The organism is Chryseobacterium sp. W4I1 (assembly GCF_030816115.1).
Classification (GTDB): Bacteria; Bacteroidota; Bacteroidia; order Flavobacteriales; family Weeksellaceae; genus Chryseobacterium.
Genome location: NZ_JAUSXQ010000001.1, coordinates 555,897 through 577,983 on the forward strand (window position 1 = coordinate 555,897; position 22,087 = coordinate 577,983).

Here is a 22,087-nt window from a genome sequence, read left to right on the forward strand (position 1 = left end):
TTGTAGCTTCCGTGTGTTAACTGAATTGTTTGCGCAAAGCGGTTGATTTAAATCCGTTCTTATGCAGACTTCCGCTCCTTCAACCAGTCCCAATCACCAAACTTTAGAGTCCCACTCCGATCAGCATGTGAGAATTGCTTATTTTATTATGGTTCATCATAAACCGGAAGTATTCAAAGCCATGTTTCAGAAGATTTATACCCGGGACCAATTTTACCTTATTCATATCGACCGGAAAGCTAAAGAGGAGGTTACGGATGAGATACAGATGTTTCTGGTTCGGTTTCCCAACGTTTATATTTTAGAAAGCATCAATATTGTCCCCGGTGGATTCAGTATGATTCAGGCCGAGCTTGATGCCATGGAATTTCTGCTTAACGTTAGCCAGGAATGGGATTACTTTGTCAATCTAAGCGGTGAAGATTATCCCCTTAAATCACAAAATATTATCCGGAATTTTCTTACAGTAAACAACGGGAGGAATTACCTTTTCTTTTATGACCAGAAATTTTATCGGCCTGATACCCTCCAGAGAATACAAAATCATTTTACCGAGCTTTCTTATAAGATTTCTTCGCTTATGTATAAAAGAGAATTTATGAAAGATGTTACCCCTTATATAGGAGGGAAATGGATAATTCTTACCAGGGATACCTGCGCTTTTTTGGTTAATAATGAGAAAGTGATGAATTTTAAGGATTATTACCTGCATACTTTACTGCCGGCAGAATCATTTTTTCAGACTGTTCTTATGAATACCTCCTTCAATGATCTTATTGTAAATGATGATAAAAGAGCCATCATTGAAAAAAACATATTAGGAAAGAAGAAAACCACAGATGATCTTATTATTCATCTGAAATCCAGCAATCAGCTTTTCATCAGGAAAATAAATGAGAAAACAGATGAGGATGTACTGAAATACATTGCCGAAACCTATGAGTCTCCTCTGGCAGAAGTGAATGAAGTAGAAAGAGAGCTAAAAATAAATAAGTGGCGCGACAATTAATTTAGTAAGGACATTAAAATTTATCATCCAAAACGACCTGTTTATCATTGTTGACTCAATGAAATATTCTCCATCATTATCAATCATACTTGGTCAATCCCTTTAAATAAAGCTTCGTGCTATTAATAAGAAACACGGAGATAATTAATTTTGTTAGTTAAAATAGAATATCAATCAGATTAGATTTCACCCATTACATACATATTCTCCATAGTAGGAACAGCGCTTCCTCCCTGTTTTTCGAGCGTTATGGCAAATGCCTGTGCATTAGGAATATTCGCAAGAGCTGTTTTGCTGTCTTTTTCTTCGGTATACATACCTGCACTTACTGGTTTTCCATCGGCAATGGCCCACAGCTGATACTGCATTCCTTCCGGAGCTTTGGGTAAGCTTTCAGCATTCAGGTAGACTTCTTTTGTTTTTTTGTCCCAGAAAACCATGGCCTTTGAGTCGGTGTGCTTTTCTACACCCTTCAGTATCACCATCTGCATATCCGGGTTGGAAAACATATCCATTTTCTGATTCATCTTTTGCATTGCCAGATCCTGAGCTTTTTTCTCGGTCTGTATTTTTGCAATTTCTTCCTTTGTTTTAGACTGGTCGTTCATCCAGAAAAGATTTCCGGCTGCACTTATCAGGAATAGTACAGAAGCTGCAACAGCATAAGTTTTCCAGCTGCTTTTTTGTTCAGGTCTGATCGCTTGCTGAGGCCTTATCACTGGAATATCAGTAGAAACAATAGGTTTCACTTCCTCAGTGATCTGTTCCTGCTGGATCTTATTCCAGATCTTAGATTTTAAATCGGCTGGGGGAGTTACCGCCTGTTTAATAGCCAAATCTTCCAAAGTTTTCTGTGCTTCTTCAAAAGCAGTTTTTACTTCAGCATTGTTTTTCATCACACACTCCAAAATCCCTGCCTCCTCTGGAGAAGCAAGACCAAGAATATAAGATTCTATGATTCCGGATGATATGTATTCTTTTGTGTTCAATTTATTGATAATCTTTTAGCAAATCCTTTAATTTCATCAGTGCATTCCGCATTTTGGTTTTCACCGTTCCAAGGGGTATCTTCAGTTTTTCAGATATTTCATTCTGAGTATAGCCCTGGTAATAAGCCAGGTTGATAAGTTCTTGTTTATCAACTTCCAGACCTTCAAGCACGTTGTTAAATCCAATAAAATCGGATGAATTGTTAGTCGTTGAAAGTTCTGCAGAGTTATATACGAAATCCGGAAGCGGTTGGTTTTTAAGTTCGTTTTGAAAACCTTTTGATTTTAAATAATCTATTGCTGTATTTCTTGCAATATTGATCATCCACGTATAAAATCTTCCTTTTGAGACATCATATTGGTGAATAGAATTCCAGATTTTAACAAAAACATCCTGAATGATCTCTTCTGTATAATCTTTTGACTGAACGATTCGGAATACCACCCCATACAGTGCCCCTGCATAATGGTCATATAAATAATGAAAGCCTGTTTCGTTTTTTTCTTTGAGTAAAACGATAAGCTGCTCTTCCGAATAGTTTGTTTTAATGGTGTATAATTTTCATTCCAAATGTAATAAAATAAAACACATTACATACAAAAACCAGAAATTCTTTTACATCGTAAATGATTTTAAGTAATCATTTATAATTATCAAAATGAAAAACAGCATTATAAAAACAGTTTTTACCTGCTTTCTGGCGGTCACAGCAGGAAAAGGTTTTGCCCAGTCAGGGAAATTCAAAACAAAAAATCCTTACTATTCCAGAACCGTAACTACTCCTTTAAAAGTAAGCAATGCAGAATGGAAAAAGATCCTCAGTCCGGAACTTTACCAGGTTGCCAGAGAAGGAGCTACAGAAACTGCTTTCACCGGAAAGTATGATGAATTTGATGAAAAAGGAACTTATTTCTGTGCAGTCTGCGGCAATCCACTGTTCTTTTCAACTTCAAAATTTGCCACGACCTGCGGATGGCCTTCATTTTATCAGCCACTTCGTAAGAACAGCGTGAAATACAGAAAAGATAGTTCTTACAATATGGAAAGAACTGAGGTTTTATGTGGGAGATGCGATTCTCATCTCGGACATAGGTTTGATGACGGGCCTAAACCTACCGGAAAACGATTCTGTATGAACTCCGTTTGTCTGGATTTTGAACCTAATTATAAAAATTAATAATCTGATATTCAGTCGTTTGATTAAAAGTGTCATTTTTTTAAATCTAAAATCAAACCATCCTCGTAAATGAAGTTAAGAACACAATTCAAATAGATATTTAACTTAAAAAATCAAAAAATGAACACAAGATTAAAAATCGCAGTTTTAGCAATGATCACTTTATCATTCGCTTTCAGTGGGAAGGTAACTGCACAGATGATGAAAGAAAAAACAGTAATGGTAGGCGGTGCGCCAATGTATCCATCTAAAAATATTATTGAAAATGCGGTCAACTCCAAAGATCATAAGACTTTGGTAGCAGCAGTAAAAGCGGCAGGTTTGGTAGAGACTCTTCAGGGGGCAGGTCCTTTCACGGTACTGGCTCCTACAGATGCAGCTTTCGCCAAGCTTCCAAAAGGAACCGTTGAAACTCTGGTAAAACCTGAAAATAAAGCAACCCTTACCAAGATTTTAACCTATCACGTTTTGGCCGGAAAATACAGTGCTAAAGAGATCTGGGCAACTGTAAAAGCCGGAAACGGTAAAAGTATGATGAAAACTGTAGAAGGTGAAGAACTTACCTTCTGGACAAAAGGTAAAAACCTTTATGTAAGAGATTCTAAAGGAAATGATGCAAAAATAACCATAGCTGACGTGAACCAGTCAAATGGAGTGATTCACGTGATCGATACGGTGCTAATGCCGTAGTGTTTAGTTGTTGAACAGCATAATTCTTTATGCTGTTTTTTCTCCCTTTTTGAGAATATTCTAACCCATAAACAAATAATATTATGAAAAAAACTATTAATGTTTCTAGCCAGGGTGCTACTCTGGATACAGGCAGAAGAAATTTTTTGAAACTGGGCGGTATAGGACTGGCGATGGCCGGACTTACACTTATCGGTTGTACCGACGACGACAATTTTGAATTCACAGACAATACCAGGGTTTTTGATCTGGGTAGTGGTGACGTGGGAATTCTGAACTACGCTTATGCATTGGAACAGCTGGAAGCTGATTTTTATACCAAAGTGGTGAATAATTTTTATTCAGGAATTTCAAGTATTGAAAAAGAACTCTTCACAGATCTTTATCATCATGAAGTGATCCACCGCGACTTTTTTAAAGCAGCCATCACAGGGGCAACAACCAATGTGTTGCCTACGCTTGAATTTAAATATACCAATGTGAATTTTAATGACAGGAATTCTGTTCTGGCAACAGCGAAAGCACTGGAAGATACAGGAGTGGCGGCTTATAACGGGGCTGGGAAGTACATTACCAATCCGGCTTACCTGGTGATTGCAGGAAAAATAGTTTCGGTGGAGGCCAGACACGCTTCGGCGATCAGGAATATTATCAATCCCGGATCTACTGATTTTTCAGGTGATGACGTGATTGATGCCAATGGTCTTGATCTTGCGAAAGAACCTAAAGACATTGTAATGGCAGCAGGAGGATTCATAAAAACTCCTTTTACGTGGAAAGAAATGGGAATCAGTTAATTAATCACTTCAAAATCTACTATTATGAACATTCTTAAATTACTAGATAAGCTTTCTAATGATAAATTTTTTACTACGGAAGCTACAAGATTAGAAACTCTTACCCATGTCTCAACATTCGGTAAAAAAGCAGCGGTAGCAGCAGTTCCACTGGGATTAGGAGCATTAATGGCAACTCCGGTTAAAGCAGAAACTGTGGACAGTACTGTTTCCGGAAGTTTTTTTAAAAGTGCCCTGACAGATGCTTTACAGTTAGCATTAACGCTGGAATATCTTGAAAATGAATATTATGCATTAGGTCTGGCAGCAGTTGGATTAATTCCAAATGCAGACCGTCCTGTTTTTATGCAGATCTCAAAACATGAATCGGCCCATGTGGGATTTCTGAAAAGTACATTGACATCCCTAGGTGAAACTCCAAAACCAAAGCCTGTTTTTGACTTTACAGCAGGAGGGAATTTTATGCCTTTTACAGATTACAATCAGTTTCTTATTCTGGCTCAGGCCTTTGAAGATACGGGTGTTCGTGCTTACAAAGGACAAGCCGGAAATGTAATGTCTAACAAAGCTGTTTTACAGGCAGCACTGCAAATACACTCTGTAGAGGCAAGACATGCTTCACAGGTGAGAAGAATGAGAGCCAATAAAGGCTGGATAGAGCTGGCAAACGGCGGAAGTATGCCTACGGCCACCAATGCTGTATATGCCGGAGAAGACAATGTAAATCAGGCTGGATTCAATACCTCAACTGCTTTTGGAGCTGCGGCGGGATCTGCAGCTTATGATGAAGTTTTAAGTGGAAGTGAGGCTACAGCCATTGCTTCCTTATTTATTGTCTGACGCGATTTTTTTAATATTATTTTAGGTGTGATCCTATCCTTGTAAAATAAGAGGGTAGGATTTTTTGAGTACAAATAGTACCCGAAAGTGTAATGGTATCGCATCGTTTTTATCATCAATTTTACAGCAGTAATTATCATTGTGATTTAAAACTAAATATCATGGAAACACTACACTTACGCCTTATGAAGCTGTTTGTATGCCTGCTTCTTCTTTCTTTTTTTTCCAATCTCTATTCACAGCCAGTTTTGCTTGGCCGGATATATGATCAGGCTCATCAGCAGTCTTTTGCCTTATACAGCGACGGAATGATGATACAGGATGGTAACCCTATGAACAGAGGTTTAGCCCAACGCGACCCTTCCGGGATGATGTATTTAAGGCTGCCGGCTGCCAATCCGCAACAGAAAGCTTTTTTCCTGGATTACAGCAGGAATGTGATTGAAATTGATTATGTACAAGGAGCAAGGGTGATCGGTTATTCAGATATTCAGCCGCCGGCACAACCAGTGATGAATTATACACCGCCACAATACAGTCCGAATGTGGGTATTCAGACTGCCAACGGATTTCAGCCTTTACCCAGCCAGATAGTAGATGTTAATAATCCATATGGTAACCTGATGATCACGAATGAGCAGACGGCTGCGAATTGTTATAATCAGTCTATGGGCTTTAATGGAGCATTAGATCAGCAAAAGTTTGGAGACTGTATGGTTGAAAATATGGCAGGAAAAAAGGAAAATGAAATTTATAAATGTGTTAAAAATGCTTCAACAGCTGAAGAACAGGCATTATGTCTTGTAGGAACAATGGGTGGTGCTAATGAAAGAAAGATCTCCCAGTCCTTACTGAAATGTTATCAGCAGTATGGGAACGATTACAGTAAATATCCTTTGTGTCTTGCAGGAGAATCTTCTGATCCCGAACTTCAGAAACTGCTTTCCTGTGTACAGCAGCAGGGTCAGTATGGGCAGGTGAATTTCATGAATACAGCGATGTGTTATGGAGCAGGTAAGCTTAATTTAAATACAGAAGCGCAGATTGTGGTACAGTGTGCGGTAACCTCAGGTGGTCAGCCTTATGTTTTTGCAGGTTGTGCAGGTGGTCAGCTCATGGCCAGGGAGCTTGATAAATGTCTTACCATTGGTGTGGGGGGAGATTCGGGATGTTTTGGTAAGAATAATGATATCGTTAAAGGCTTAAATAAAATCGGTTCAGAATTACAAAATCAATTTGGTCCTACTAATGATATTGTAAAAACCTGGAATGCTTCTGTTCATGATATTCAATATGGGCCGGGACAGAATCACGAAGCCGTAAAAATTATCAGGAATGTAGGCAATGAATTAGGCAAAGCCGGAAATAATATCGGAAAAGAAATTAAAAAAGTATTGCCAAGAATCAAATGGTAGCTGCTTGAAAATTGTCTTTTAAATATAAAATCCTCTGAAATCATTGATTTCAGAGGATTTAGTACCCAGTACCAGAATCGAACTGGTACATCTTTCGATACTAGAGTTTGAGTCTAGCGCGTCTACCAATTCCGCCAACTGGGCATGTGTTAAATCGGTGTGCAAATATAAAAACTTTTTTTAATGTTCAAAAGCTTTTTCAGGGAAAAATTTTAAAATTCTATCTCCAGACCGTCATAGGCCAGGTGTATTCCTTCCGGAAGATCCTTATCTTCAATATCATGCAGTCCCAGATGATGACTGATGTGCGTTAAAAATAATTTTTTAGGCTTAAGCTCTTTAAACAGGGCAATTACATCGGGAAGAATAAAATGGGCAGGGTGCGGATCAAATTTCCTGATGCAGTTCAATACCAATACATCCAGATTCTGTAATTTTTTCTTTTCGGTATCAGAAATAAAATTGGCATCTGTGATATAGGCAAGATTTTTAAACTTGTATCCAAACACTGTAATTTTATAATGAATCACTTCAATAGGGGTGATTTCCGTATCCAGAACATGAAAAGATTTATTTTCAATTTCGTGAAGGTCGAAGGCCGGAGCTCCCGGGTATCTTACATCAGCGAAAGCATAAGGAAAACGTTTTTTGATCTCATGCCCGACTCTTTGGTAGCAGTAAATGGGCATATCTTTTCCACTTTTAAAGATCAATGGACGCATATCATCAAGCCCGATCACATGATCATTATGCTCGTGCGTAAGAAGAGCAATGTCTACATTGTTTTCATGGTTAAGAAGCATTTGTTCCCTGAAATCCGGTCCGCAATCGATGAGTATTTTTCTACTTTCCTCAGTAGTAATCATTACTGAAGAGCGGAAACGCTTGTCTTTGGGATTTTTGGAGGTACATACTTCACATGTACAGCCTATAACGGGTACACCTTGGGAAGTACCAGTTCCTAAAAATTTCAACTTCATTTTCTTTTGAGGTTGGTTTAATTTTGGTAAATTTACGAAAAATTTTACGGGCTAATGTATCAGAAACTAACTCCTAAGCAAAAAGCATTAACAATTAATCTAGATCCCAGTATTTATGGGACTTTCGCAGAGATTGGAGCAGGGCAGGAGACTGTTCGACACTTTTTTAGAGCGGGAGGGGCTTCCGGTACAATTGCTAAGGCAATGTCTGCTTACGACAAAGATTTCAGTGATGCCATTTACGGAAAAGAGGTCAAAAACAGGTATGTTACCCAGAACCGACTTCGAAAAATGCTCCGTTATGAAGTAGCATTAATTGAAGAAAGGATTTCAAGGGAAAATAATCCGAACAGAAAGTTTTTCTCTTATGCAAACACGGTTACAACAATTAATTTCGACAAAACACTCAAAGGCCACGGCTGGGTAGGAATCCGTTTTCAGACCAAAGAAAATGAAGACTATAATGAGATCGTGATCCATGTAAAATTCAATGAAAATGATGCCACCTTACAGCAGGAAACCTTAGGAAACCTTGGGGTAAACCTTATCTTCGGAGCTTTCAACTATTACGACAATCCCAGAACGTTAATCGAATCTTTATACGATGACATTGCAAAAGACGGTCTTGATATTGATATGATTGATTTCAGCGGTCCTGCTTTTGATTATGTTGATAACCGCTTGATGTCACTGCAACTGGTAAAGCACGGAATGACAGATGCGGTGATCTTCAATTCTCAGGGGAATAATATGCTTCCTGCAGATGTTCTGTACAAGAAAAATATCTTTGCGGTAAGAGGAAGTTTCAGACCTGTAACGAAAGTGAATATCGATATGCTTAAAAACGGCCTCGAGATGTTCCAGAAAGATGCGATCTGTACCCATGAAGAAACAGAAGTTCTGATTGAGATTACCATTTCAAACCTTAGGGCAGATGGGGATATTGACGAAAGAGACTTTATGGACAGGGTAGATATTCTTGGCAAATTAGGCTATACCGTTATTATTTCAAATTTCTCTGAATATTATAGGCTGATTGATTATTTTGCTTCATATACATCCGGAGATATTGGTGTTGCTATGGGAGTAAACAATCTTCTGATGGTATTTGATGAGAAATATTACAAAGATCTTTCAGGAGGAATTCTGGAAGCATTCGGAAAGTTCTTCAGAAACGGAATGAGGGTGTATCTTTATCCTTATAAAGATCCTGAAACTCATGAATTATTGGATTCTTCAAACCTTAAAGTAGAAGAAAACCTTAAAGAGCTTTACAAATATTTCAAACACAATAATCGTATTGTAGACATTACGAACCACAATCCGGAGTTCCTGGAAATTTATTCCAGAGAGATCTTAAGAAAAATAGCATGCTGTGTCAAAGGCTGGGAAAACCAAGTTCCTGAAGGCGTTGCAGAAATGATAAAAGAGCGCGGAATGTTCGGTTATAAAGACGAACTTTCTTTAAAACAATTCTCTTAAAAATAAATAAAATGTCAGAACTAAAGAAAAGACTTTCTTCCATTCTTGAAAGTCCAAAACATAATACAGAGGAGAAACTTGAGAAAGTATGTCATCTGCTGGATCAGGAAATTTCATACTTCAACTGGACAGGGTTTTACTTTAAAAACGGAGACAAAGATGAACTGATCTTAGGCCCTTATGTAGGAGCTCCTACAGATCACACCATTATTCCTTATGGAAAAGGAATCTGCGGGCAGGTTGCGGTTTCCAATGAAACATTCGTAGTTCCGGATGTTAATCAGGAAAGCAATTATTTAAGCTGCTCTATTGATACCAAAGCTGAAATTGTAGTTCCTATTTTCAAGGATGGGCAGAATGTAGGTCAGATTGATATTGATTCCCACAAAGTGGATCCATTTACAGCTGAGGACCGTGAATTATTGGAATGGCTTTGTAACGAGGTTTCCAAGATTTTGTAATTTAAATTTCAGTACGAAATAATAATACCAGCTCCGATTGTATATCGGAGCTTTTTTGTTGAAAGTTGAGGGAGAGATACTTGAAGGCAATAATGTTTATTAGAGCTTATTGTTGAGTTATCTTATTGTTAGCCACCCCGTCAAAAATTCCTTGAATTTTTGCCACCCCTCCGAAGGAGGGTAATTTTGATCCGACGAATTTTTGTGTGATGAAATTTTTTGATTTTCAAGAAACTAAAGTGGTCTTATATTTTGAAAGTATTTAAACTTAAAAAATAACAAACGTGTATAAAAAACTTTTGTCCCTTTTGTAATAAAAAAAATCAACGCTGCATTGCATGAATTTCCGTCAGAAATTCAGTGAAGTATTGCCCACACTTCGCAATATGGGTTCCATACCAGGAAAATGCTTCTCCATCCACGATCATAATCTTTTTATCAGGATAAAATGCCTTCATTTCCTCAATATGTTTCTCCTTAAAAGGGAAAGGCTCCGAAGAAAGCATAATCACTTCCGCATCAGCAAGATCTTCCATTTGAATTTCAGGATAACGGGTTTTATCTTTAAAAATATTTTCAAATCCGATTTCTGCTAAAATCTTATGAATAAAAGTATCGGAGCCAACAGTCATATAAGGATTTTTCCAGATAAGATAAGCAGTTTTTACTGTTGAGTCAAGTTTAGCCTGTTGCAGGACATCGTAAATTTTTAAGTTAAAATGTTGTGCTTTTTCTTCTTTATTAAAAGTATTCCCAAGGGTTTTAAGAAGGTAATAATTGTCTTCAATGGTTTCCACATTCGTCACCAGAACTTTGAAATCGTCCATTAAAGCTTCCACTTGCTCCTTAATGTTTTCCTCTTTATTAGCCAGGATAAGATCCGGTTTTAATGCCTTTATTTTATCAATATTAATGTTTTTTGTTCCACCAATTATCGATACATTTTTTACTCTATCTTCTGGATGGATGCAGAATTTTGTCCTGCCAATCACTTCATTTTCAGTAAGACCTAAATCAAATAATGCCTCTGTGATAGAGGGTACGAGAGAAACAACTTTCATATTCAGACTTTGTCTGCCTAAATTACAAAAGTTTTCCTGTCAGGAAAAGTCCCGCAACCGAAAAATAAATAATAAGTCCCGTAACATCTACCAAAGTAGCTACAAAGGGTGCTGAAGAAGTGGCAGGGTCAAGCTTTAATTTTTTCAGGATAAAAGGAACCATAGAACCTGAAAGTGTTCCCCATAAAACAATTAAGACAAGAGAAACGGCTACACTTAAGCCTACATAAGGCCAGTAAATTCCATAATTGAAAAGCCCTATTTCATGCCAGATCATGATCCTTAAAAAGCCGATAGCTCCCAGGATGCTTCCAAGTGCCAGCCCGGTAAAGATCTCTTTTTTCATAACATACCACCAGTCTTTAAGACCGATTTCCTGAAGAGCCATAGCCCTGATAATAAGGGTGGCGGCCTGAGAACCGGAGTTTCCTCCACTGGAAATAATAAGCGGGACAAATAAAGCCAGAACAACCGCTTTTTGGATTTCATCTTCAAAATAGCCCATCGCAGAAGCAGTCAGCATTTCTGAAAAGAAAAGAATGATCAGCCAGGTCCCTCTTTTTTTGATCATCTCCATCAAGGAAGTCTGTGTGTAAGGATCATCCAGTGCTTCAAGACCCCCGAATTTCTGAATATCTTCCGTATTTTGCTGCTCGATCTGGTCGAGGATGTCATCTATCGTTACAATTCCCACCAAAACACCAGCTTCCGTTATGATAGGAAGGGCAGTCCGGTCATATTTTTCAAAATACGTCACCGCATCCTCCTTTGAGGTCGTTGTCGTTATGGCAACAAAATGATTATCCGTCATCTCGGAGATCAGGGTGTCTTCTTCAGCTAAAAGAAGACTTCCCAAAGCAATATCATCGATCAGACGGTTTCTTTCGTCCACTACATAAAGGTGGTTCATCGTTTCCACCCTTTTTCCTACTTTTTTAATCTGCTGGAGGCACCTTTTTACCGTCCATTCCTTACGGATCTGGATATAATAAGGCGTCATCAGACGGGCAATAGAATCTGAATTGTAGCCCAGAAGTTTCAAAGCAATTCTTCTTTCCTGTGGATTAAGATGGTTGATAGAATATTTGATCAGCTCATCCGGAAAATCCTCAAAAAGAGCAGTTCTGTCATCCGGAGTCATTCCGTTCAGGATCTCAGAAACTTCCTCACTTGCAATACCTCTGATAGTTTCCTCCTGAAAATCAGGATCAAGATGGGAAAAAACTTCCGCTTTATATTCCTTCGGAACCTTCAAAAACGCGAGAAGCCTCTCATCAGCATGAAGGTTGCTAAGAGTTTCGGCAATGTCGGCAGGATTAAAGATAAGTTCGTCTCTGGAATTCAAAACGTGAGATTTTAGGATATGCAAAAATAATTTAAAATTTTAAGACTAAGAAAGAAACGGGGAAAATTAAGGTTTTTTTAAAGTGAAGAGAGTAGATAATAAATTTTTAAACAAAAAAACATCCGCCGGAGCAGATGTTAAAAATTAAATTTGTAAATACCTATATTATTCAAGAATAGGTCCGCATAAAGGATATTGGGAAGGCATACAGGTTCCCCCTTCACAGCATTCTCCAAACCTGCATTGTTCATGGATCAGGCATTTTCTGGCAGGATTGCCACCACTGATCCTCTGCTGCTCTTTTCTGGTCAGCTTTTTGAGATTTTTCATATTCAGTAATTCTACAGTTAAATGAAAATTTGTCCTTATTCTTCAATACAGGCATATTCCATGCAGGCTCCCCAGCAGCAAAAACCAATGAAGCACGGTTGGGATGCGCTACATTTAATAATAGCCCCTCCGTTAATCTGTTTCTGTTGCTTTCTGTTGAGTTTCTTTAAATTTTTCATGTTAAATAATTTTAATAATTAAAAATAAAAGGATTATAACTCAGGGTCAATGCACGCTATTGGTGAGCAAATTCCGTTACAGCACCATCCAATGGTACAAGGTCTTGTAGTGTTATTACATCTGGCAATAGCTCCGCCATTAATTTGTCTCTGTTGCTCTCTGTTGAGCTTTTTTAAATTTTTCATATGGAATAAGTTTTAGTTTGTCGACTAAAATTAATAAAATTTATTTAATTATTCACTACATGATGAAAATATTTAACTAGTAATCAGTGGGTTTGGAGGTTTGTAAATTGTATTGCCAAAAAATAATTATAGATTGATAAGATTTAATATTGTGAATTGTGAATGGTCAATTGTGAATTTTAATGCCGCCAATCATTGACTCTTGACTTGCAGAGCAAAATTGATATTTCACAACAGCAATTGGAATGATGTGAATTGTGAATGGTCAATTGTGAATTTTAATGCCGCCAATCATTGACTCTTGACTTGCAGAGCAAAATTGACATTTCACAGCAGCAATTGGGATGATGTGAATTGTGAATGGCCAATTGTGAATTTTAATGCCGCTGATTATTGACAATTCACTTGCGGAGCAAAATTGACATTTCACAACAGCAATTGGGATGATGTGAATTGTAAATGGTCAATTGTGAATTTTAATACCGCCGATTATTGACAATTCACTTGCGGAGCAAAATTGACATTTCACAACAGCAATTGGGATGATGTGAATTGTAAATGGTCAATTGTGAATTTAATGCTGCCAATCATTAACTTTTGACTTGCGAAGCAAAATTGATATTTCACAACAGAATTTGGAATGATTGTAAATTGTGAATGGTCAATTGTGAATTTTAATGCCGTTGATTATTGACAATTCACTTGCGAAGCAAAATTGACATTTCACATTTAAAGCTCTACACCCACCGAATGCTTAAGCTTCCGTAGTTTTTTCAAGATGCCCTTTATCGCACCGTCTGTCCCTATTTTAATGGAATTTTCTGTAGAACCCAAAAGACGCATATTTTTGCGGTACGTATCATAATCTGTTTCGGTGACCAGGTTTCCTGCAGCGTCGAAAAGTTTCATGCTTACGACAACCTGATTAGAAAATACATATTTTCCAATTCCTACCTTGAAATATCTTACTTTGGGAACGATGGCAAAATCAGCATCATTATTAACACAGTAATCGGTGATGGTCTGCTTTTCTATACTGTCAAAAGGAATCTGAACCTCGGCTCTGAGTATTTTATTTTTTCTTCCGCTGAAATTATCAGAAACAGCACTGAAGAAGGCATGGTTGGTAGGCTCCTTAATCTCTTCAATATCAGGTTCTACCTCAGGATTGAAGTATAGGATTTTTTTTATTTTATTGTCTGCATTTTTCTGTGCTTTCACTGAAGTAATGCCTATCAATAAAAAAGAGCTGACTGCTGTAAAGAATATAATTTTTCTCATTTGTAATTCGTATGCAAAATTACTGCCTTTTCATTGGATTGCGTACATTTTATTAAGAAATATTTAACATTTTTTTCTATCAATTTTGATATATGAAATCAATAATGTTTTGCTGAATTAAAAAATAGTTGTAATTTTGCAGCCGTTACATAATAATCATTAAACAATATTGGAATGTACTTAACAACAGAAAAAAAGCAGGAAATTTTCTCAAAACATGGAAAATCTGCAACAGACACAGGAAGTGCTGAAGGACAAGTAGCTCTTTTCACTTTCAGAATCAACCACTTATCTCAGCACTTAAAAGCTAACCGTCACGATTTCAATACAGAGAGATCTCTAGTGAAATTGGTAGGTAAGAGAAAAAGTTTACTAGATTACCTTAAAAACAAAGATATCGCAAGATATAGAGCAATTATTGCTGAACTAGGTTTAAGAAAATAATCTACAAAGATTTCAAAATAAAAGCAACTTCGAAAGAGGTTGCTTTTTTTATACCGTTACTTTTTATCATTTCCGATTTTTCCCAAATGTGTATTTTGAAAGCTATCCGGGTATTTTAATCCGTAGCCAAGTATCCTGTCGAATGCGGAATGGGCAAAAAGAATAGCTCCCGCCATCTGAAGATAGGGAAGTGAAAATGCTGTTCCGGCAAGATAAATAATCACAGCAATTCCAAAGTGATGAAAAAGATTATACAAAAAAGCTCCGGTTTTATTATTAGCGACATATCCAAGCATAGAAATGTCCGGTGCTAAAAACAGCCCCACAAACCACCACCAGGAGAGCTCTGTTTGTCCAAAAGCAAAAACTCCCAGTAATAAGAAAGCAAAATATTCAAGTTTTAATTGAATTTTCATAAGAATAAAAGATATTGATTATCTGATAAGTATGTTGTTCAATCTAAAAGTTACATCTTATATACAACTAAAAATAAAAAGTGAGATGCTTTAAAAATATCCCACTTTATAGTATTGATTATATATTGTCTTACTAAACATCAGCATCTTGCTTTGTGATATTACAAAACCTGAAGAGTATTCTAATGTCCTGATTTTGATTCGGTACTTTCTACATGTCCTAAATATTTGGTGCAATAAGCTCCAAAAACCAGGATGATAAGATAACAGAATACCGGGATGATAAATGAATGCTGCACTCCAAACTGATCTGCCAGATAACCCTGGAAAATAGGAACGATAGCGCCTCCTAAAATGGCCATTACCACTAAAGAAGATCCCTGGCTGGTGTATTTGCCCAATCCTGAAATTGCTAACGTATAGATATTGGAGAACATAATAGAATTGAAGATCCCAATACCTAAAATACTGTACATCGCCAGTTCGCCATGATTTACCATTGCAGAGATTAAAAGAATAACATTGATCGCTGCGAAAATAGAGAGTGTTCTTGCCGGAGCCGCTTTACCAATGAAAAACGCTACAAAATTAAGGACAATAAATACTAAGAAAAAGCTGATCTGCGCAAAGCTAAGGTTTACGATACTGAAAATGACAAGGAAAACAGCAGCTGCTGCACCCAACATGTATATTGCTTTCTTACTTTGACTTAATCCCTGGTTTAAAGAAATGGCACCAAGAAAACGCCCGATCATGGCTCCGCCCCAATAAAGAGCCAGATAATTTTTACTGATAATCTCGTCGAAGCCCATAATTTGAGGCTGTTCCAGAAAACTGATGATAAAACTTCCTACCGCCACTTCTCCGCCTACATAGCAAAACATGGCAAAAACTCCGAATTTCAAATGCTTGAACTCCAGTGCTCCCCAGCCTTTTACAATCTCTTCTTCCTGAGTCTGGAATGAAGGTAACTTTACTCTTGAGATCAATAATGCAACCAGGAGAAGGATACCCGCAAAAATCAGGTAAGGAATTCTGGTAGCTACTGCACTGAAAGAACCGTCCGGAGCTGAGAAGAATTCAAAAATTAGATGTCCGCCCAGTACAGGCGCAATTGTTGTTCCGAATGCATTGAAAGCCTGCGTCATATTCAGGCGGCTGGAAGCTGATTCTTCACTGCCCAGTAATGAAACATACGCATTGGCTGTGATCTGAAGAACTGTAAACCCAAGTCCCAGAATAAACAAAGCCCCAAGAAATAAAGGATAATAAGAGAAGGTTGCTGCCGGATAAAACAGGATGCAGCCAAAGGCCGCCAGAAAGATTCCAAACATAATTCCTTTTTTATAACCTGCTTTATTGATGGGATCTCCTTTTGTAATAGAGATGAGGAAATAGATGAGTGAACCGATAAAGTATGCTCCAAAGAAACAAAACTGTACGAGCATCGATTCGAAAAAGGTGAGTTTGAAAAGCTGTTTCAGATAAGGGATAAGAATATCATTCATACACGTAATGAATCCCCACATAAAAAATAGCAGCGTAATTGTTATCAACGGAACTGTGTAATTCCTGCCCTGTGTTTTTACTTCTTTATTGATCATAAACATTTATTTAATTTGAAAAGAATAATTAAATTCTATCAGTTTGATTTCCTCGTACATTTATATTGTGAGAAGCAGGACAAATATAAGGCAGTACTTGTTTTTCTGCAACTTTTCCAGTATTTTTCATATAAATAAGTCAACATTTCCGATGTGAAAACATTATTTACACTTTTTGAGACAATAATACGAAAACAACAGGATTTAATAATCAATTTTCTTTGGAAAAATCATTTTTTATCATTTTGAATAATGGAAAATTTAACATGCCGTCAATTTTTACATCTTTGACAAAAAAGTAGGGGAAATCTTACGATTATGAATAGTATTTGTGATGCCGAAAATTTAATATCTCATTATTATATGGTATATTTGCACACGAAAATTTAGACGAACTATCAATAATTAAAGCACTCAATACGGAGTGCAACACAAAACAATTTATGAGTATACCTCAAGCAATTACAGAAACGATTACTCTAGCAGACGGCAGAGAAATTACAATTGAAACAGGAAAATTAGCAAAACAGGCTGATGGTTCTGTAGTCGTAAAAATGGGTGGAACAATGCTTTTAGCAACTGTTGTAGCCAGCAAAGAAGCAAAAGACGGAGTAGATTTTCTACCCTTAACGGTAGATTACAGAGAGAAATTCTACGCAGGAGGTAAGATTCCTGGAAACTTTTTTAGAAGAGAGGCCAGACCATCAGATCAGGAGATCCTGACCATGCGTTTGGTAGACAGAGTTCTTAGACCATTATTCCCTGAAGATTTCCACGCTGAAGTTCAGGTAATGATTTCATTAATTTCTTATGACGGACAGTCAATTCCTGATGATTTAGCAGGTCTTGCAGCATCTGCAGCCATTGCTATTACAGATATTCCTTTCAACGGACCAATGTCTGAAGTAAGAGTAGTAAGAATCAACGGTGAGCTTTCTATCAACCCTAAATTTGAAGATCTTAAAATTGCTGACCTTGATATCATGGTGGGAGCAACTAAAGATTCTATTGTAATGGTAGAAGGGGAAATGAAAGAAATCTCTGAGCAGGAAATGCTTGAAGCGATCCAGTTTGCTCACGTAGAAATCAAAAAGCAAGTTGAAGCTCAGGAAAGATTAGCTGAAAAAGTAGGAAAATCACTTCCAAAAAGAGAATACAGCCACGAAAATCACGACGAAGCTATTCGTGAGAAAGTGTGGAAAGAAACATACGATAAAGTATATGAAGTAGCAAAAACTCCTTCAGGAAAAGAAGAAAGAGGTGAAAAATTCAAAGCTGTTTTAGATGAATTTTTAGCACAGTATGTTGATAATGCTGAAGAATTAGAAAGAGTAACGCCTTTCGCTAAAGTATATTACCACGATGTAGAGAAAGAAGCGATGCGTCAGATGATTTTGAATGATAAAATCCGTCTTGATGGCCGTGATCCTGAAACAATTCGTCCAATCTGGAGCGAAATCGATTATTTACCGGGAGCTCACGGTTCTGCGATCTTCACAAGAGGTGAAACTCAGTCTTTAACAGCTGTAACATTAGGTTCAGTGAAAGATGCGAACATGGTAGACAGCGTTATGGTAAATTATGACGAAAGATTTTTCTTACATTATAACTTCCCGCCATTCTCAACAGGTGAAGCAAGACCTTTAAGAGGAACTTCAAGAAGAGAAGTAGGACATGGAAACCTGGCTCAAAGAGCGTTGGCAAATATGATTCCTGAAGAAAACCCTTACACGATCCGTATCGTTTCTGATATTTTAGAATCAAACGGTTCATCTTCTATGGCAACTGTTTGTGCAGGAACTTTAGCATTGATGGATGCAGGTATTCAGATTACAAAACCGGTTTCCGGAATTGCAATGGGATTGGTAACAGACGTTAAAACCGGAAAATTCACCGTTCTTTCTGATATCTTAGGGGATGAAGATCACCTGGGAGATATGGACTTTAAAGTAACGGGAACTGCAGACGGAATCACCGCTTGTCAGATGGACATCAAAATCCAGGGATTATCTATGGATATCATGGAGAAAGCTCTTCTACAAGCAAGAAACGGAAGGCTGCATATCTTAGATAAATTAAATGAAACAATTGCTGCTCCAAGAGAAGACGTGAAACCTCACGCTCCGAAAATGGTAATGCTGGAGATCTCTAAAGATTTCATCGGTGCTGTTATCGGACCTGGTGGGAAAATCATTCAACAACTTCAGAAAGATACAGATACTGTTATTGCTATTGAAGAAGTAGGAGAAATCGGAAGAATCGAAATTTCTGGTGTAAGCAGAGAGAAAATCAATGCAGCGATTGCAAGAATCAACGAGATTACATTTGTACCTGTAGTAGGTGAAGTGTATCAAGGAAAGGTGGTAAAAGTAATGGATTTCGGAGCTTTTGTAGCCATTGCAAAAGGAACGGAAGGATTACTACACATTTCTGAAATCGAATGGGCCCGTCTTGATAAAGTACCTTATAACGAAGGTGACGAAGTAGAGGTGAAGTTCATGGGTTACGATGATCGTAAGAAAATGAAACTTTCAAGAAAAGTTTTGTTGCCAAGACCAGAAAGACCTGAGTCTAAGCCAAGACCAGAAGGTCAAGACAGACCACAAGGTGATAGAAGACCGCAAGGAGACAGAAGACCGGACGGAGATAGAAGACCACAAGGTGACAGAAGGCCGGAAGGAGACAGAAGGCCAGCTGATCAGGCACCAAGTGAAAATGAAAATCCTTCAACTGAAGCTTAAGATTATTTCTTATTTATATAGAATCCCTCAATTTGAGGGATTTTTTTTGTCGTTAATGTTAAATAAAGAAGGCTAAAGATGATCTTAGCCTATTTTGTTTATCTTTATCTAAACAGATAAAAATGAAAATACTCCTATTAAGCTGCATGGCCATCGCATTACTGTCATGTCAATCCAAAAATAAAGAAGAAGGAAACGCGCCCAAAACAACTACCGCAGAAAGTGCCAAAACAGCACAGAAAGAGGTAAATGATTATGGGAAACAGGTGAAAGGGCATTATGATAAGAAAGAAGATGCCTGGATCAGTGAAGATCCTTTTTATGAAAGTGTGTATTTTAATGGCTCTGATTTTGAAAGCGTTCGCCGCTTGGTGGATAATGAAGATGAACCCAATATGGGATTGATTGATAAACAAGGTAAAATAGCAGTTGCTACCAGGTATGAAGGGATTTCAATAGGTTTTACCAACGGTTTTTGCCAGGTAGGTCTAGGCCAGAACTGGGGAATCGTAGATGATAAGGGAAAAGAGATTCTGCCGCCGGTTTACAGCGATATTCATGCTGAGAAAGATGGCATTTTCAGAATTTCAAAGGACGATAAATATGGTTTTGCCGATAAAACAGGGAAAATCCTGGTTCCACCAACCTATGAATCCGTATCCTATGCGGGAGAAGGATTATTCTTTTTTATGAAAGCGCCGGCACAATGGGGAGTGAAAAACTTTAAAGAAGAAGTAGTTGTTCAGCCGGAATTTACCAATACAGGAGAATTTGTGAATGGAAAAACAGTGGTGCAAAAAAAGGATGGTCAAAACTATGTGGTGTATACAAATGGTAATGTAGTTAAAAAATAATATGATGATGAAAAAAATAATAGCCATAAGTATTGTAGCCGTTTTGATGAGCTGTAATTCTGAAAAAACAGAAGCAGAAGTGATAGTACCTAATGAAACCCTGATTGTCTCATCAAAAGGTAAATTATTCAATTTTAATCTGGAAACGAAACAATTGACATGGAAGTATGTTTCAAAAGAAGATACCCTGATGAACCGCAACCGGTTTAGCTATGATGAAAACTCAATTTACCTGCCTTTTGAAAGCGGAAGATTCATTTCAGCGCAAATTGTTTCGGGAAAAATCAATTGGAACCATAATTATAAAGATGCTCCCGATCAGGCTGTTGCAGCAACAGTTGCAGAAGATGGTTCAATAGTTACGGAGAATTCAGGAAGTGATTTTGGGCCTATTTTCATGTCCAGACCTTTGCTGTATAACAACAATGTGTATATTGCTTCTGCCGGCCGGCCTGGTGAATTTACATCCCGTTTTTATGTGATCAATGCTAAAAATGGAAATACCAGTTCTACCTCTGAAAATTCTACCAATTATAACTACTATCAGCCGGTTGAAAACTCGGATAATATCTATCTTAATTCTGCCGTTTACCTCGATTTACATTACAAAGAAGGTACTTTTGCCAGTAACGGGATGTATGAAGGTGCGGCCTTTGAAAACCCTCTTTATACTCAGATGCAGACCTCGAAAAAATATTTGTTTGTAGGCGATGATTACGGAGTTTTCCATGCATTGGCCATAGATAAAAAAGGATTGGCAAAAGGCGGAGATATTACCAATCCCAAGAATAATTTTATAGACAGGAAAGATATTTTTGAATGGACCTATCAATCCAAAAAATATCCGCGCTTAGGAGATGACCAAACTTCTTTAACGAATGATTTATTTATTGTTTGTAAAAAATCGGAAGACGAAAGTAAAATGGCCTTAATTGCTCTGGACGCCCGGTCAGGAAAGGAAAAATGGCTGTTCGAGCCTCAGGATATGATCAAAAACTGGCAGGTGGTCAACCAAAACGAAGTAGTGGGTTATACTAAAAACAAAATTTTTGTAGTAGACCTCAAAGGGAAAACAACCCTGGAAATTCCTATTGATCTCTCATTATATCCGGTTTCTAATATTGAAGTAAATGCAAAGAAGCAATTGCTCTATATGACCGGAAAAGGAATTGTATCCATTGACAGAGACTTCAAGAAAGCTGAGCTGCTGATTGCCCACACCTTCTATCCAAGTTCTATTCCTTTAAATCAAATTAAGTACTTCAATAAATAAACCTTAGATCTATATACTGAATGATCTTTAATTTCATTATTAAAAAGAAGACAGGCTATTATTTAATACTGTTTTTACCAGCTAATTTATTGTTTTTTGAATCGTCTTAAATATTTGGTGCCGAATACCATTTTCATTTAATTTTAAATAATAAAAAATTGAAATCATGGCTTATAATATTGAATTGGCAGACAGGGTTCGTGAGCGGCTTTCAAAAGTTCATGAGATTGAAGTGGAAGAAAAGAAAATGTTTAGCGGTCTGTCATTTCTTGTCAATGGGAAGATGTGTATCAATATCAGCCATGATAATCTGATGTGTCGCTATAACCCTGAACTGGAGGATGAGGTTTCAGAAAAAACAGGTTTCCTCCCAATGATGATGAGAGGAAAACAGCTCAAAGGCTATTGCTATGTAGAACCCGTTGGCTTCCAGAAACCTGACGATTTTGAGTACTGGATAAAGATTTGTCTTGATTATAATCCAATGGCTAAAGCCTCGAAAAAAAGAAAGAGTAAATGAGTAAGAGGGTTT

General features: G+C 37.4%; 23 protein-coding genes and 1 tRNA gene. 13 read left to right on the top strand and 11 right to left on the bottom strand.

The genetic code is table 11. The annotated features are described in order from the left end of the window. Positions 1-61: 61 nt before the first annotated feature. Positions 62-1,009: a beta-1,6-N-acetylglucosaminyltransferase gene (locus tag QF044_RS02665; RefSeq protein WP_307263331.1), complete on the top strand. Its 948-nt coding sequence runs from the start codon at positions 62-64 to the stop codon at positions 1,007-1,009. A 179-nt stretch (positions 1,010-1,188) separates the two neighbouring features. Here the strand turns inward: QF044_RS02665 and QF044_RS02670 are convergent, their stop codons facing one another. After that, the gene (locus QF044_RS02670) at positions 1,189-1,998 is read right to left on the bottom strand and encodes an anti-sigma factor (protein WP_307263334.1); all 810 of its coding nucleotides are present in this window, start codon (positions 1,996-1,998) and stop codon (positions 1,189-1,191) included. A 1-nt stretch (position 1,999) separates the two neighbouring features. Beyond that, positions 2,000-2,548, bottom strand: a complete 549-nt coding sequence (locus QF044_RS02675) for an RNA polymerase sigma factor (protein WP_373462676.1) — start codon at positions 2,546-2,548, stop codon at positions 2,000-2,002. A 109-nt stretch (positions 2,549-2,657) separates the two neighbouring features. Between QF044_RS02675 and msrB the strand changes: the two genes are divergently transcribed. The 5 genes from msrB to QF044_RS02700 all read left to right on the top strand — a co-directional run bounded on the left by msrB (position 2,658) and on the right by QF044_RS02700 (position 6,918). Then, complete coding sequence (gene msrB / locus QF044_RS02680) at positions 2,658-3,176, top strand: peptide-methionine (R)-S-oxide reductase MsrB (protein WP_307263337.1); 519 nt, start codon at positions 2,658-2,660, stop codon at positions 3,174-3,176. A 120-nt stretch (positions 3,177-3,296) separates the two neighbouring features. After that, positions 3,297-3,866, top strand: a complete 570-nt coding sequence (locus QF044_RS02685) for a fasciclin domain-containing protein (protein ID WP_307263339.1) — start codon at positions 3,297-3,299, stop codon at positions 3,864-3,866. Positions 3,867-3,949: 83 nt separating this feature from the next. Continuing rightward, positions 3,950-4,663, top strand: a complete 714-nt coding sequence (locus QF044_RS02690) for a ferritin-like domain-containing protein (RefSeq protein WP_307263341.1) — start codon at positions 3,950-3,952, stop codon at positions 4,661-4,663. Between the two features lie 24 nt (positions 4,664-4,687). Continuing rightward, positions 4,688-5,503 (top strand): ferritin-like domain-containing protein, encoded by an 816-nt coding sequence (locus QF044_RS02695; RefSeq protein ID WP_307263344.1) that lies wholly within the window; start codon positions 4,688-4,690, stop codon positions 5,501-5,503. A 161-nt stretch (positions 5,504-5,664) separates the two neighbouring features. Next, the gene (locus QF044_RS02700) at positions 5,665-6,918 is read left to right on the top strand and encodes a hypothetical protein (RefSeq protein ID WP_307263347.1); all 1,254 of its coding nucleotides are present in this window, start codon (positions 5,665-5,667) and stop codon (positions 6,916-6,918) included. Between the two features lie 62 nt (positions 6,919-6,980). Here the strand turns inward: QF044_RS02700 and QF044_RS02705 are convergent. Continuing rightward, positions 6,981-7,062 (bottom strand) — tRNA-Leu (locus QF044_RS02705). A 68-nt stretch (positions 7,063-7,130) separates the two neighbouring features. Further along, a complete protein-coding gene (locus QF044_RS02710) occupies positions 7,131-7,898 on the bottom strand; it encodes an MBL fold metallo-hydrolase (protein ID WP_307263350.1) in 768 nt (255 codons plus the stop codon). Between the two features lie 54 nt (positions 7,899-7,952). Between QF044_RS02710 and QF044_RS02715 the strand changes: the two genes are divergently transcribed. Together QF044_RS02715 and QF044_RS02720 are read left to right on the top strand one after the other, a co-directional pair. Beyond that, positions 7,953-9,380 carry a TonB-dependent receptor gene (locus tag QF044_RS02715; RefSeq protein ID WP_307263352.1) on the top strand — a complete coding sequence of 476 codons (1,428 nt, stop codon included), beginning with the start codon at positions 7,953-7,955 and terminating at the stop codon, positions 9,378-9,380. Between the two features lie 11 nt (positions 9,381-9,391). Further along, complete coding sequence (locus QF044_RS02720) at positions 9,392-9,841, top strand: GAF domain-containing protein (RefSeq protein WP_307263355.1); 450 nt, start codon at positions 9,392-9,394, stop codon at positions 9,839-9,841. 323 nt (positions 9,842-10,164) lie between these two features. Here QF044_RS02720 and QF044_RS02725 read toward each other — a convergent pair whose 3' ends face one another. The 5 genes from QF044_RS02725 to QF044_RS02745 form a co-directional block, all read right to left on the bottom strand. Then, on the bottom strand, positions 10,165-10,902 hold the full coding sequence (locus QF044_RS02725; protein WP_307263358.1) for an ABC transporter substrate-binding protein: 738 nt from the start codon (positions 10,900-10,902) through the stop codon (positions 10,165-10,167). 22 nt (positions 10,903-10,924) lie between these two features. Further along, on the bottom strand, positions 10,925-12,247 hold the full coding sequence (gene mgtE / locus QF044_RS02730; protein ID WP_307263360.1) for a magnesium transporter: 1,323 nt from the start codon (positions 12,245-12,247) through the stop codon (positions 10,925-10,927). Positions 12,248-12,412: 165 nt separating this feature from the next. Beyond that, the gene (locus QF044_RS02735) at positions 12,413-12,577 is read right to left on the bottom strand and encodes a hypothetical protein (protein ID WP_307263362.1); all 165 of its coding nucleotides are present in this window, start codon (positions 12,575-12,577) and stop codon (positions 12,413-12,415) included. A gap of 35 nt (positions 12,578-12,612) precedes the next feature. Next, entirely contained in the window at positions 12,613-12,756 is a 144-nt protein-coding gene (locus tag QF044_RS02740; protein ID WP_307263365.1) for a hypothetical protein, read from the bottom strand. A gap of 915 nt (positions 12,757-13,671) precedes the next feature. Beyond that, positions 13,672-14,223: a pyruvate decarboxylase gene (locus QF044_RS02745; RefSeq protein ID WP_307263367.1), complete on the bottom strand. Its 552-nt coding sequence runs from the start codon at positions 14,221-14,223 to the stop codon at positions 13,672-13,674. 174 nt (positions 14,224-14,397) lie between these two features. Here QF044_RS02745 and rpsO point away from each other — a divergent pair, with 174 nt between their 5' ends. Continuing rightward, positions 14,398-14,667: a 30S ribosomal protein S15 gene (rpsO, locus tag QF044_RS02750; protein ID WP_073334059.1), complete on the top strand. Its 270-nt coding sequence runs from the start codon at positions 14,398-14,400 to the stop codon at positions 14,665-14,667. 56 nt (positions 14,668-14,723) lie between these two features. Here the strand turns inward: rpsO and QF044_RS02755 are convergent, their stop codons facing one another. Further along, positions 14,724-15,083, bottom strand: a complete 360-nt coding sequence (locus tag QF044_RS02755; protein WP_307263370.1) for a DUF4260 domain-containing protein — start codon at positions 15,081-15,083, stop codon at positions 14,724-14,726. Positions 15,084-15,265: 182 nt separating this feature from the next. Further along, positions 15,266-16,687 (bottom strand): sugar MFS transporter, encoded by a 1,422-nt coding sequence (locus QF044_RS02760; protein ID WP_307263374.1) that lies wholly within the window; start codon positions 16,685-16,687, stop codon positions 15,266-15,268. Positions 16,688-17,130: 443 nt separating this feature from the next. Between QF044_RS02760 and QF044_RS02765 the strand changes: the two genes are divergently transcribed. The 4 genes from QF044_RS02765 (at position 17,131) to QF044_RS02780 (ending at position 22,075) form a co-directional block, all read left to right on the top strand. Beyond that, the gene (locus QF044_RS02765; protein WP_307263377.1) at positions 17,131-19,428 is read left to right on the top strand and encodes a polyribonucleotide nucleotidyltransferase; all 2,298 of its coding nucleotides are present in this window, start codon (positions 17,131-17,133) and stop codon (positions 19,426-19,428) included. Positions 19,429-19,550: 122 nt separating this feature from the next. Beyond that, complete coding sequence (locus tag QF044_RS02770; protein WP_307263379.1) at positions 19,551-20,282, top strand: WG repeat-containing protein; 732 nt, start codon at positions 19,551-19,553, stop codon at positions 20,280-20,282. A gap of 7 nt (positions 20,283-20,289) precedes the next feature. Continuing rightward, entirely contained in the window at positions 20,290-21,555 is a 1,266-nt protein-coding gene (locus QF044_RS02775; RefSeq protein ID WP_307263381.1) for a PQQ-binding-like beta-propeller repeat protein, read from the top strand. 166 nt (positions 21,556-21,721) lie between these two features. Continuing rightward, positions 21,722-22,075, top strand: a complete 354-nt coding sequence (locus QF044_RS02780; protein ID WP_307263384.1) for a TfoX/Sxy family protein — start codon at positions 21,722-21,724, stop codon at positions 22,073-22,075. The last annotated feature ends 12 nt before the right edge of the window (positions 22,076-22,087 follow it).